Here is a 12,903-nt window from a genome sequence, read left to right on the forward strand (position 1 = left end):
AATGGACGGGAATCCGTTTCTGAAAATACAGGGCCTGGGTCGGGCGCTGATGCTGCCGATCGCGGTATTGCCGGTCGCCGGCATCCTGCTGCGGCTGGGCCAGCCGGACGTGTTCAACATCAAGATGATCGCCGACGCCGGCGGCGCGATCTTCGACAACCTGCCGCTGCTGTTCGCGATCGGCGTGGCGGTCGGCTTCGCGAAGGACAACAACGGCGTGGCGGCGCTCGCGGGCGCGATCGGCTACCTGATCGAAACCGCGATCATGAAGGACATCGATCCCAAGCTGAACATGGGCGTGCTGTCCGGGATCATCGCGGGTGTCGTCGCGGGGCTGCTGTACAACCGCTACAAGGACATCAAGCTGCCGGACTACCTCGCGTTCTTCGGCGGGAAGCGGTTCGTGCCGATCATCACGGGGCTGGTGTGCGTGATATTGGGCATCGCGTTCGGGTACGTGTGGCAGCCGATCCAGCATGCGATCGACGCGGCCGGCCAGTGGCTGACGACGGCGGGCGCGATCGGTGCGTTCGTGTTCGGCTTCCTGAACCGGCTGCTGCTCGTCACCGGCCTGCACCACATCATCAACTCGCTTGCATGGTTCGTGTTCGGCAACTTCACGCCGCCGGCCGGCGGCGAAATCGTGCACGGCGACCTGCACCGCTTCTTCGCGGGCGATCCGACCGCGGGCACCTTCATGGCCGGCTTCTTCCCGATCATGATGTTCGGCCTGCCGGCCGCGTGTCTCGCGATGCTGCACGAAGCGCCGAAGGAGCGCCGGGCGATGGTCGGCGGCCTGCTGTTCTCGATGGCGCTGACGTCGTTCCTGACCGGCGTGACCGAGCCGATCGAATTCAGCTTCATGTTCCTCGCGCCGGTGCTGTACGTGATCCACGCGGTGCTCACCGGGCTGTCGCTCGCGATCTGCCAGATCCTCGGCGTGAAGCTCGGCTTCACGTTCTCGGCCGGCGCGATCGACTACGTGCTGAACTACGGGCTGTCGACGAAGGGCTGGATCGCGATCCCGCTCGGCATTGCGTACGGCGTCGCGTACTACGGGCTGTTCCGCTTCTTCATCCGCAAGTTCAACATGGCCACGCCGGGCCGCGAGCCGGCCTCGGCCGATGCGGCCGCGGAATCGTACGCATCGGGCGGCTTCGTCGCGCCGGCCGCGGGCGCGGCTGCAACGGCTGCCGCACCGCGCGCGCAACGCTACATCGCCGCGCTCGGCGGGGCGGCCAACCTGTCGGTCGTCGACGCGTGCACGACGCGCCTGCGCCTGAGCGTCGTCGATCCGGAAAAGGTATCGGAGCCGGAACTGAAGTCGATCGGCGCACGCGGCGTGCTCAAGCGCGGCGGCAATAGCGTGCAGGTGATCATCGGGCCCGAGGCCGACATCATTGCCGACGAGATGCGTGCCGCGATCGGCAGCGGCGCGGCAGCGACGGCGCCGGCCGTCGCCGCGCAGCCCGTCACGGGCGCGGCCGCCGGCCCGCTCGATCCGGAGCCGACGCGCTGGCTCGCGGTATTCGGCGGCGCGACCAACGTCGTGTCGCTCGATGCGGTGGCCACCACGCGCCTGCGCGTGGTCGTGCGCGATCCGTCGGCGGTCGATCGCGAGCGTCTGGGCGCACTCGACGTCGCATGGGTGTCGCTCGACACGTTCCACATCGTCTGCGGCAACGCGGCCGCACGCTATGCCGAACAGCTCGGCGCGCGCCTGCCGCCGTCGGGCGGCGGGGCGGCGGCACAACCGGCGTGATGCGGTGAAGCCGGCCGGAGCCGCGTGGCGGGTCCGGCCGGAGATGAAACGAAAAACGGCTTGCGACGCGTACGTCGCAAGCCGTTTTTCTTTGGCGCGGGCAATGCTCGATGCGTGACAGGCGATGCGTGGGCCCGCTTCGCCTGTCGCGCCGACTGCCGGGCCGTTCAACCGTTCACGGATTCGTCAGCGTGAAGGTCGGTTTCCGGTAGCCGATGCCGGCCCGGTCGAGCTTCGGCAATTCGCGTTGCGTGAGCAGCGTCGCGAAGCCGGCCCAGTCGCGCTGCAGCGCGGCGATGTCGACGTGGTGCGTGTCGCCGCGCTTGAAGCGCACGCCGGCCGCATACGGTAGCTCCCAGTCGGCCCGGTGCCACGCGCGCTCGGCCAGCGCGAGCAGCCGCGGGTAGGTCATGTATTCGAGGAAGGTGTCGTTGCGCATCACCTCGCCCCACGCCTGGCCCTGCATGCCTTCGATGCGCGGCGCGGGGCCCGTGCCCGTCACCTCGAACGCGTTGCCGTCGCGGTCGCCCATCACCTCGGCGTTCTGCGGCAGATTCTCCGGCGCGAGCGAGAACACCTTGTACTCGTCGGTCGCGTGCGAGCCCCAGTAGTAGCCGCGCTCGCGCGGATTGAGCGTGTACGGGAAGTCGAAGTACAGGTAGTCGGGCAGCGCGAGCACCGTCTGGTAGCCCTTGCCGCTCAGGTCGCGCGCGCTGTCCGACGCACCCCAGAAGATCGTGTCCCACAGCGACACCATCACGTGGCGCGTGCTGAAATCCCGCGGCCCGTTCGCATGCTTGATGCCGTCCTGCCACGCGGCCATCGTGCCGATCCCGTTCGCGTCGACCGCCGCGCTCACCTGTTTCGCGAAGCGCGTCGGCAGCTCGTCGATCGACTTGATCTCACCGCGCTGGAGCAGCGCCGTGCACGCGGGCGACCGCGCCCACGGCTTGTCCTGCGCGGCCAGATCGATGCGCCCCTTGTTCGGGTCGGTGCCGTTCAACGGCTGGAAGCCGCCGCCGAGGAAGATGTTCTTCGCTTCGTCGCCACCGTAGTGCCAGGTCTGCAGCGGCGCCTGCGCGTCCGCGTGCATCGCCGCGATCTCGCGGATCACCTTCGACGCGAAGTTCAGCGCGCCCGGCACGCATGGGTTCAGGTCGCTGCGCCGGTCGTAGAACTGCACCGTCGTCAGGTTCGTCGTGTCCTGCGGGTCGAGCAGCCGATACGCGTTCGCTTCCTGCTCGCGGCCGGCCGCATGCAGCCGCCGGTAGCGCGCCTCCATCGTCACGACGGCAGCCCGTGCGTGCGCGGGCATGTCGATCTCGGGGATGATCTGCACGAAACGCGCGGCCGCGTAGCGCACGAGCGCCACGTAGTCGTCGCGCGTCAGGTAGCCGCCGCCCGAGCGGTTGTCGGGGCCGGAGCCGAGCTGCGGCAGCAGACAGCGCGTCTCGTCCGGGTCGTGACAGCGGCGCGAGCCGATCTCGGTCAGCTCCGGCAGGCCGGGAATCTCGATGCGCCAGCCCTCGTCGTCGGACAGATGCAGGTGCAGCCGGTTGAGCTTGTACGCGCTCATCTGGTCGATCAGGCGGCGCAGCGTCGCCGGCTGCTTGAAGTTGCGCGCGAGGTCGACGTGCATGCCGCGATGCGTGAAGCGCGGCGCATCCTCGACGAGCATCGCGGGAATCGGGCCGCCGCCGGCCGGCGCGAGCGAGTAGAGCGTCTGCACGCCGTAGTAGAGGCCCGCGCGATCGTAGCCTTCGATCAGCACGCCGCGCGGCCCGATCGCGAGCCGGTAGCCGCCCGGTGTCGCGAGGTCGGCCGGCAGCCGGCGCGGCGCGACGAAGCCGCGAACCGGTACGCGTGCGCCGTCGAGCCCGAGCGTCGTCGCGCGCTCGCGCAGCGCCGCGACCTGCGCGTCCGGCAGGTCCGGCAGCGCGAGTTCGACGCCGCGCAGCTCGAGCGTGCCGGGCAGCGGCAGTTCGCGCTTCACGCTCGGCAGCGCGCGGCCCGGATCGGGCCGTGCGGCCACGGGCGGCGCGTTGCCGGTCGAATTGTTCTGCGCGTCGGCCGGCAGCGATTCGACGTAGCGCAGCTCGTTGTCGGTATCGTTGTAGCGCAGCACGGCCGGCGGCGCGCCGTCGACGACGACATACGGGCGCGGAATCACGTCGCTGTAACGCAGCAGCCAGTATTCGGCGACGAACGGCAACTCGATGCGCTCGCCGGGCGCGAGCCGCACCGAGCCCGGTTGCGGCGTCAGTTCGTACAGGTCGCCGGTGAGCCGCCGCAGCGCGAAGCCCGGGCGGTCGATCCGCAGCAGGCGGCGGATGCTGTGCAGGTAGAGCTTCCAGCCGCCGTCGGCGATCGCCTGGTGGCCGCGGTTCTGCAGGATCAGGCGGCCCGTCGCGCAGGCCGCGCCGTCGGCGCCGAGATCGGCGCAGGGTACGCCCGCGGCGGCCGCATGGTTGTTGTCGACGGCGACGCGCAGCGCGAGCCCGTTCGACAGCACCGTCGCAAGGCTGGCTGCTTGCGCGGCGCCGGCGGTCGCGCCGGCGGCGGGCGACGCCGGTACCGCGGCGATCGCGGTGGGGGGCAGCACCGCGAGCAGCAGACCGGCAATGAGGGATGGCAAGGTACGCTTCAATTCGAACTCCTGAGAAAAAGAGGGCGTGGCGGCGTCGTGACGCGACGTCGCTGCGATCGGGTCTTTCAGTGGAGCTGCGGGAGATGCCTGCACGCGGGGCGATGCGGCTGCACCGCGCGCATTCGGCACGCGGGAGCGTGCGTTACGGAACGGGAGGCGGGCATGCGTGCCGATCGGATCGGCGCGGCCGCGTGCGCGGATTCATCGGCGGCGCGCGGCAACCGCCGCGACGACGACGCGGCCGCGGCCGACGGCATGCGTGCGGCCGAACGCGATCGCGACGACGGCGCGCGCCGCGGCACGCGGACGTCGACACGGCGCGCACGCGCACGCCACACACGGGATTCGCATGTCTCCCCCACCCAGAAGGAATCGGCCTGTCAGCGGCCGTGTCCAACGATCTTATGAAACCTTTTATTGGTATTCAAGTGGTATCAATCTGGCGCTAAATTGGCATCGATGCACGACGCCTGCCCGCGCGCGGCCAGGACGAAAAAAACCTCGCGTGAAGCGAGGTTCTTTCCCTTCCGGGCGGTGGCGGCGCGCGATCGGCGCGCGCGTCACGCGTCAGTGCGCCGGTGCGTCAGTCGCGGCGTGCCCGCACGGGCGCTTCCTGCGTCTTCTGCCGCGCTTCGAGCCACATCGCGTTGACGATGCCGAACGACAGCGCGACGCCGATACCGAGAATCCAGCTGAAATACCACATGATCCGACTCCTTGCGAAACGGTGGAACGGCGGGCGAGGCGCCCGCGCGCCCCGACCCGGTTCAATGCATCAATACATCGAGTGCTTGTTCTCTTCGAGCGTCTGGTGCGTGACCTTCCCGCGCATCACGCGATACACCCAGCTCGTATAGAGCAGGATGATCGGCAGGAACACGATCACCGCGAACAGCATCACCTGCAGCGTCATGTGGCTCGACGTCGAATCCCACACGGTCAGGCTGCTGCGCGGGTCAAGCGACGACGGCATGATGAACGGGAACATCGAGAAGCCCGCGGTCAGGATCACGCCGACGATCATCAGGCCCGTGCAGAAGAACGCCGTCTTTTCCTGCTTCGAGCCGGCGAGCAGCAGCGCGAGCACGCCGCCGGCGATACCGACCACCGGCGCCGCGATCATCCACGGATATTCGCTGTAGTTCGCGAGCCACAGGCCCGAACCGGCGGCGACGTCCTTGAGCAGCGGGTTCGCGACGGTGTCGGTCGGCGCGGCGTGGGTGATGTGGAAGCCGCCGATGTAGGAGGCCACCAGCACGCCGGCCAGCACGAACAGCACGACGGCGAGGAACGACGCCACGCGCAGCGCGATCGACGCACGGCGCGCGATCGCGCCGTCGGTCTTCATCTTGATGAACGCCGCGCCGTGCGCGACGAGCATCGTGAGGCTGACGAGCCCGCACAGCAGCGCGAACGGGTTCAGCAGCGCCCAGAAGCCGCCGTAGTAGGTCACGCGCAGGTCGCTGTCGAACTTGAACGGCACGCCCTGCAGCAGGTTGCCGAACGCGACGCCGAACACGAGCGCCGGCACGAAGCCGCCGGCGAACAGGCCCCAGTCCCAGCCCGCGCGCCAGCGCGGGTCCGGCCGCTTGCTGCGGTAGTCGAAGCCCACCGGCCGGAAGAACAGCGCGAACAGCACGAGCAGCATCGCGAAGTAGAAGCCGGAGAACGACGCCGCGTAGACGAGCGGCCAGGCCGCGAACATCGCGCCGCCGGCCGTGATCAGCCACACCTGGTTGCCTTCCCACGTCGCGCCGACCGTGTTGACGATGATGCGGCGCTCCTCGTCGGTCTTGCCGAGGAACGGCAGCAGCGCGGTCGCGCCCATGTCGAAGCCGTCGGTGACGGCGAAGCCGATCAGCAGCACGCCGACGAGCACCCACCAGATCAGCTTGAGCGTTGCATAGTCCATAGCGATTCCTTGTTCGGTTGCGAGGGCGTGTTCAAACCGCGGCCCGCTCGCCGGCAGCGGCGAGTTCGTGGTGATAGCGGCCGGTATGCAGCGACGACGGGCCGAGGCGCGCGTACTTGAACATCAGCTTGATCTCGATGACGAACAGCGCGGTGTAGAACAGGATGAAGCCGGCGAGACTCAGGTAGAGGTCGCTCGGCTGCAGGCTCGACGCGGACAGGTGCGTCGGCAGCACGCCGGCGATCGTCCACGGCTGGCGGCCGAGCTCGGCGACGATCCAGCCGAATTCGATGGCGATCCACGGCAGCGGGATCGCCCACACCGCGTAGCGCAGGAACCAGCGGCGGTTGTCCTGCAGCAGTTGCCGGCGCGCGCAGAACCAGAACGCGGCAACGAACGTCGCGACGAACAGGAAGCCGAGGAACACCATGATCCGGAACGAGAAGAACACCGGCGCGACGGGCGGGATCGTCTTCTTCGCGGCGGCCTTGATCTGCTCGGGCGTCGCGTCGGTCACGTTCGGCGTGAACTGCTTGAGCATCAGCCCGTAGCCGAGATACTGCTTGTGCTGGTCGAACAGCGCGCGGGTCGCGTCGCTCGTGTCGCCCTGCTTGATCTTCTGCAGCGCACCGTACGCGATCATCCCGCTCTGGATGTGCTCCTCGCTGTGCTTCGCGAGGTCGCGCAGGCCGATCACCGGTTCGTCGATCGAGCGCGTCGCGATCAGGCCGAGCGCGTACGGGATCTTGATCGCGTAGTCGGTGCGCTGTTCCTCCTGGTTCGGGACGCCGATCAGCGTGAACGACGCGGGCGCCGGCTGCGTTTCCCATTCGGATTCGATCGCGGCGAGCTTCATCTTCTGCACTTCGCCGGTCGTGTAGCCCGATTCGTCGCCGAGCACGATCACGCACAGCGTGGCCGCGAGGCCGAAGCCGGCCGCGACCGCGAACGAGCGCAGCGCGAAGTCGACGTCGCGCTTCTTCAGCAGGTACCACGACGACACGCCGAGCACGAACATCGCCGCCGACACGTAGCCGGCCGACACGGTGTGAACGAACTTCACCTGCGCGACCGGGTTGAACAGCACGTCGAACAGGCTCGTCATCTCCATGCGCATCGTCTGGTAGTTGAATTCGGCGCCGACCGGGTTGTTCATCCAGCCGTTCGCGACGAGGATCCACAACGCGGACAGGTTCGAGCCCAGCGCGACGAGGAACGTGACGATCAGGTGCTTGACCTTCGACAGGCGGTTCCAGCCGAAGAAGAACAGGCCGACGAACGTCGATTCGAGGAAGAACGCCATCAGGCCTTCGACCGCGAGCGGCACGCCGAAGATGTCGCCGACGTAGTGCGAGTAGTACGACCAGTTCGTGCCGAACTGGAATTCGAGCGTGATCCCGGTCGTCACGCCCATCGCGAAGTTGATCCCGAACAGCTTGCCCCAGAACTGCGTCATGTCCTTGTAGACCTGTTTGCCGGTCATCACGTAGACGGCTTCCATGATGACGAGCAGCCAGGACAGGCCGAGCGTCAGCGGCACGAACAGGAAGTGGTAGAGCGCCGTGATGCCGAACTGCAGACGCGACAGATCGACGACTTCGCTACTTATCATGGTGGTCTCCCTCGGTGGGTGCAGGCGCCGGCACCGAGAGCAGCTTCTCGGCCACGGCGGCAGGCGGCAACGACATGTGCTCGGCCTGCGGATGATTGAAGAATGCGTATTTGAGCGACATCAGGAGGATCAGCTTGACGATCAGCACCAGGGTGATGTCGCGGGCGAGGGTCGGGCCGCGTGCCCATGCGGCGATGCGCGCGCGCCAGCCGATCGGGCCGGCCGGCCGCGAAGGCGGCGCAGGCTCTTTATTGATCGAGATCAAGGCGATTATCCTGAATCGATTTACGACGGATTGGGGGCGACTTTACGTCGGATTGATGACGGCCGTGAAGCTGTTTTAATCCTTTTGCGCCTGACATGCCAATTTTAAAAGGACTGCTTTCCGATGCCGAGTGCTGCGCTGCGGCAGACCGTCGCGAAACAGGGGTTAAAAATTGAGGTGGATCAAGGTTATGCGGATGGGCGCTGCAAATAGCGCAATACTGGATGAATCAGTTCAATTAACGGGGTGGGAAACTGGGCGTGAAACGCGCTGAAAAGCGCGTCAAAAGCAGCGGAAAACGGACGAAAAAAAACCGCTGCCGGTCGGGGCAGCGGTTTTCGATGAGGCGCGCTGAATCGCGAGGGATTTACGCGTATTCGGCGAGGGCGGTGCGCATCTTTTTCATTGCGCTCGCCTCGATCTGGCGGATGCGTTCCGCCGACACGCCGAATTCGGCGGCGAGATCGTGCAGCGTCGAGCCGCCCGAGCCGTCGTCGTCCACCTGCAGCCAGCGCGCCTCGATGATGCGGCGGCTGCGCGCGTCGAGCGCGTCGAGCGCTTGCGCGATGCCGTCCGTCTGCAGCATGTCGCGCTGACGCGCGGCGAGCACGGCGGTCGGCTCGTTGTGCGAGTCGGCCAGGTAGGCGATCGGCGCGTACGACTCCTCGCCGTCGTCGACCTGCCCTTCGAGCGCGATGTCGCCGCCCGACAGGCGCGTTTCCATCTCGGTCACTTCCTCGCGCTTGACGTTGAGCTCCTGCGCGAGGCCGTCGATTTCCTCGGGCGTCATCGCCTGCATGCTCTTCTTGTGGCTGCGCAGGTTGAAGAACAGCTTGCGCTGCGCCTTCGTCGTCGCGACCTTCACCATGCGCCAGTTGCGCAGGATGTACTCGTGGATCTCGGCCTTGATCCAGTGAATCGCATACGACACCAGGCGCACGTTTTGCGCCGGGTCGAACCGCTTCACGGCTTTCATCAGGCCGATGTTGCCTTCCTGGATCAGGTCGCCGTGCGGCAGGCCGTAGCCGAGGTAGTTGCGCGCGATCGACACGACGAGACGCAGGTGCGACAGCACGAGCCGGCGCGCCGCGTCGAGGTTGTTGTCGTCGCGGAATTCGGTTGCGTACCGGCGTTCCTCTTCGGCGGTCAGCAGCGGAATGCGATTGACGGCCTGGATGTACGCGTCGATGTTGCCGAGCTGGCCGGGCAACATCGATTGGGCTGCGAGCGCCAGCGAGCCTGCCGATTCGGCCTTGGCCGGCGTCGGGCGCAGGGTGTTCGGGAGGGTCAGGGCGTTGCTCACTAAAAACTCCTTTGGAATCAGGGGCAAACCCCCGGTCTCGGTTGAGATTCCGGAGGCCATCTTAGCACTCCCGCAAGATGAGTGCTAATTCCTTAGAGGCCACGGGGGCATCCGAGTTCCCTATTTTCTATCGAATCAGTCGAGCCGATAGTCTATTCTGCGACAAGGCCTCCGCCGCGAAGTTCCGTAAGCCGTTGTTTCTGATGGGAATCGGGAGACGATTTCGATTTTTGTCGTTTTGGAAGCAAACAATTTCGCTTCGTGATGCCGATCCGAAAAGTCCTTTACCATACCATTCAGTTCGCTCGGGCCGGGCCATCGCGGCAGGCTCCATTCAACCCACAAAGTTGGAGTGTCAGATGAACAATAAGAAGAACCGTCGGCCCCGCGGCCGGCTGGTCCTGCATGCGGTGCTGGCGGCATCTCTTCTGGGCGGATCGGCTGCGGCTTTCGCGGATCGATGGGGGATCCAGGCGGGCGGCGGGTTTTCGGATCGTCGCGGGGTCGACAAGGCCGATCTCGGCGTGGTGTGGGATCCGGGCTGGAACTGGTGGGAAATCGGCGGCTGGCACTTCGCGTTCGTCGTCGAAGGGCATGCCGGGTACTGGCACACGGGCGGCAACGTCCACGGCAACATCGGCGAGTTCGGCGTCACGCCGATGTTCCGCTTCATCAAGAGCAGCGGGCAGATTCGCCCGTTCATCGAGGCGGGCGGCGGCGTGCGGCTGCTGACGCACCCGACGATCTCGGACAATTTCTCGCTGTCCACCGCGTTCCAGTTCGCGCCGACGGGCGGGGTAGGCGTGCAGTTCGGCCAACGGCAACAGTATCAGGTCGGCTACCGTTTCGAACATGTGTCTAACGCGGGTATCAAAGAGCCGAATCCTGGTATAAATTTCCACCAGTTCTACCTGCAGTACAACTTCTGATCCGTAGCCCGGGCAAGGCGGGCGCGTTGCCGAGGAGTCAGGCGATGGCGAAGGTGGTCGATGCGATCCGCGCGCTCGAGCGCGATCGGTTCCGGGCGATGGTGGACGGCGACGGCGAGGCGCTCGACGCGCTGTTGTCGGACACGGTGTTTTTCGTCCATACGAACGGCAAACGCGAAACCAAGCAGCAGTTCATCGACGCCATCGTCGCCGGCCGCCGCCGCTATCGCCAGATCGAAATCCAGTCGCAGGACGTGCTGCCGGTCGGCGACGACACCTGCGTCGTCACCGGGCGCGCGTTGATCGAGATGGAAACGAACAACGGCGGCCTCGTCTTCCCGATTGCCTATACGTCCGTCCACACGCACGCCCAGGGTCGCTGGTGCCTGTTCGCGTGGCAGGCGACGCGGTGCGCGACCGAGGCGTGAGCGCGGGTAGCGCCCCCGGGTAGTGTCCCTTTTCATGCCTCGACCGAAGCGGCCTTCTGAGCCGCTTGTTGCTGCCTCGTGCGGCGCGGATCGCGCGGCGCACGGGCGGTCACGCACCGCTCGCTGACATTCAACCCTGCATCGAAACCCGGCGCTCAGGCCGCCGCGCGGCGATCCGCGCAGTGCCATGCCGAGCGGTTGATCGCGCTGACGAGCGCATCGAGCGCCGCGCTGGCCGCATCGGCGTGCACGCCGACGCCGTGCCGCAGCGGCGCGTCGCCGACCCGGCAGCCGACCGATACCGCGATCCGGCCGTCCGCGGCGCGCACGTGTTCGCACGACGCGATGTCGACGGCGGCGCCGGCGGCCGTCGCAAATGCCGCGGCGAAACGCCGCACGGTGTCGTCGGGCGTCGCGTCGGCGGCGGGCGCCGCGGCGATCTCGCGGTTCCGCCAGCGCGCGCCGCTGCCGTGGCGCGCGGCCGGGCCGTCGGTTTCGAGGAATTCGCGTGTGAACAGCGCGCAGATCGCGTCGCCCGTCACTTCCTCGCCCGACGCGTCGGCGAGCGTCTGCACCGCCTGGCTGAATTCGATCTGCACGCGGCGCGTCGGCGTGAAGCCCATCCCGCGTTCGAGCAGGAACGTCGCGCCGCCCTTGCCGGACTGGCTGTTCACGCGGATCACCGCATCGTAGCTGCGGCCGAGATCGGCCGGGTCGATCGGCAGGTACGGCACTTCCCAGACCGCGTCGGCGCGCTGCTGTGCGAAACCCTTGCGGATCGCGTCCTGATGCGAGCCCGAAAACGCGGTGAACACCAGGTCGCCCGCGTACGGGTGCCGCGGATGCACGGGAATCTCGTTGCAGCGCTCGACGACGCGGCGCACCGCGTCGATGTCGGAGAAATCGAGGCCCGGGTCGATGCCTTGCGTGTAGAGGTTCAACGCGAGCGTGACGAGATCGACGTTGCCGGTGCGCTCGCCGTTGCCGAACAGGCAGCCCTCGATGCGATCGGCGCCCGCGAGCAGCGCGAGTTCGGCCGCCGCGACCGCCGTGCCGCGATCGTTGTGCGGATGCACGGAGAGCACGATGCTGTCGCGATACGCGAGGTTGCGGTCCATCCATTCGATCTGGTCGGCGAACACGTTCGGGGTCGCGGCTTCGACGGTGGCCGGCAGGTTGACGATCATCTTGTGGTCGCGGGTCGGACGCCACGTCTGCGCGACCGCGTCGCAGATCTCGCGCGCGAACGTCAGCTCGGTCATGCTGAAGGTTTCCGGCGAGTACTGGAACGTCCAGTGCGTATCGGGGCGCGCGGCGGCGTGTTCCTTGATGATGCGCGTGCCGTCGATCGCGAGCGCCTTCACGTCGTCCTTCGACATCCCGAACACGATGCGGCGGAACGACGGGCAAACCGCGTTGTACAGGTGCACGATCGCGCGCGGCACGCCTTCGAGCGCGTCGAACGTGCGCGCGATCAGGTCTTCGCGCGACTGCACGAGCACCTCGATCGTCACGTCGTCGGGAATCCGCTTGTCGTCGATCAGCTTGCGGACGAAATCGAAGTCGGTTTGCGACGCCGACGGAAAGCCGACTTCGATCTCCTTGAATCCGATCGCGACCAGCATCTCGAAGAACTCGAGCTTCTGCTCGATGCTCATCGGCTCGATCAGCGACTGGTTGCCGTCGCGCAGGTCGGTGCTCATCCACACGGGCGCGCGCTCGATGGTGCGGGCCGGCCAGCGGCGGCCATTGAGGCGGACGGGCTCGAACGGACGGTACTTGTCTTGCGGATTGCGCATCATCTTCTGGACCTCGGGTCTCAAGTCGCGAGCGAAGACGGGCGGCATGGGCGATGGTTGGCGCTGCCTCGCACCCCCGGCGCGCGATGGCGCCATGGATGCGGATGATCTTCGCGAATCGGCCGACGGATGGACGGACGAAGGCTGACGACTTCGGGTTGTAAAAACTGCGAGAGGGGTACGGCGAGGAACTGCTGGGAGGACCGTGCGGACAGCACACGGCGCTACGACAGCCTTAGGCTAGTC

10 protein-coding genes are annotated in these 12,903 nt (G+C 67.0%); 3 read left to right on the forward strand and 7 right to left on the reverse strand.

Annotated elements, in window-relative coordinates; genetic code table 11:
- The first annotated feature begins 1 nt into the window (after position 1).
- Positions 2 to 1,762 carry an N-acetylglucosamine-specific PTS transporter subunit IIBC gene (gene nagE, locus LGM42_RS21410; RefSeq protein WP_226233121.1) on the forward strand — a complete coding sequence of 587 codons (1,761 nt, stop codon included), beginning with the start codon at positions 2 to 4 and terminating at the stop codon, positions 1,760 to 1,762.
- A 175-nt stretch (positions 1,763 to 1,937) separates the two neighbouring features.
- Here the strand turns inward: nagE and LGM42_RS21415 are convergent, their stop codons facing one another.
- From LGM42_RS21415 to rpoH, 6 genes are all read right to left on the reverse strand, one after another.
- Positions 1,938 to 4,409, reverse strand: coding sequence for a family 20 glycosylhydrolase (locus LGM42_RS21415; protein ID WP_226233122.1), 2,472 nt, complete (start codon positions 4,407 to 4,409; stop codon positions 1,938 to 1,940).
- Between the two features lie 583 nt (positions 4,410 to 4,992).
- Entirely contained in the window at positions 4,993 to 5,115 is a 123-nt protein-coding gene (gene cydX / locus LGM42_RS21420) for a cytochrome bd-I oxidase subunit CydX (RefSeq protein ID WP_006477761.1), read from the reverse strand.
- A gap of 69 nt (positions 5,116 to 5,184) precedes the next feature.
- Complete coding sequence (gene cydB, locus LGM42_RS21425) at positions 5,185 to 6,321, reverse strand: cytochrome d ubiquinol oxidase subunit II (RefSeq protein ID WP_226233123.1); 1,137 nt, start codon at positions 6,319 to 6,321, stop codon at positions 5,185 to 5,187.
- Between the two features lie 31 nt (positions 6,322 to 6,352).
- Positions 6,353 to 7,933, reverse strand: coding sequence for a cytochrome ubiquinol oxidase subunit I (locus LGM42_RS21430; RefSeq protein WP_226233124.1), 1,581 nt, complete (start codon positions 7,931 to 7,933; stop codon positions 6,353 to 6,355).
- Entirely contained in the window at positions 7,923 to 8,204 is a 282-nt protein-coding gene (cydP, locus tag LGM42_RS21435) for a cytochrome oxidase putative small subunit CydP (RefSeq protein WP_179231750.1), read from the reverse strand. The genes LGM42_RS21430 and cydP overlap by 11 nt, the downstream gene beginning before the upstream one ends.
- A gap of 361 nt (positions 8,205 to 8,565) precedes the next feature.
- On the reverse strand, positions 8,566 to 9,501 hold the full coding sequence (gene rpoH / locus LGM42_RS21440) for an RNA polymerase sigma factor RpoH (RefSeq protein ID WP_060312527.1): 936 nt from the start codon (positions 9,499 to 9,501) through the stop codon (positions 8,566 to 8,568).
- 359 nt (positions 9,502 to 9,860) lie between these two features.
- Between rpoH and pagL the strand changes: the two genes are divergently transcribed.
- Together pagL and LGM42_RS21450 are read left to right on the forward strand one after the other, a co-directional pair.
- Positions 9,861 to 10,430 (forward strand): lipid A 3-O-deacylase PagL, encoded by a 570-nt coding sequence (gene pagL, locus LGM42_RS21445; RefSeq protein ID WP_060312529.1) that lies wholly within the window; start codon positions 9,861 to 9,863, stop codon positions 10,428 to 10,430.
- 44 nt (positions 10,431 to 10,474) lie between these two features.
- Positions 10,475 to 10,858: a nuclear transport factor 2 family protein gene (locus LGM42_RS21450; RefSeq protein ID WP_060312531.1), complete on the forward strand. Its 384-nt coding sequence runs from the start codon at positions 10,475 to 10,477 to the stop codon at positions 10,856 to 10,858.
- Between the two features lie 155 nt (positions 10,859 to 11,013).
- On the opposite strand, the gene leuA is transcribed toward LGM42_RS21450, so the two are convergent.
- Complete coding sequence (leuA, locus tag LGM42_RS21455; RefSeq protein ID WP_226233155.1) at positions 11,014 to 12,660, reverse strand: 2-isopropylmalate synthase; 1,647 nt, start codon at positions 12,658 to 12,660, stop codon at positions 11,014 to 11,016.
- Between the last annotated feature and the right edge of the window lie 243 nt (positions 12,661 to 12,903).

Source organism: Burkholderia sp. AU39826, assembly GCF_020419965.1.
GTDB classification, from domain to species: domain Bacteria; phylum Pseudomonadota; class Gammaproteobacteria; order Burkholderiales; family Burkholderiaceae; genus Burkholderia; species Burkholderia semiarida.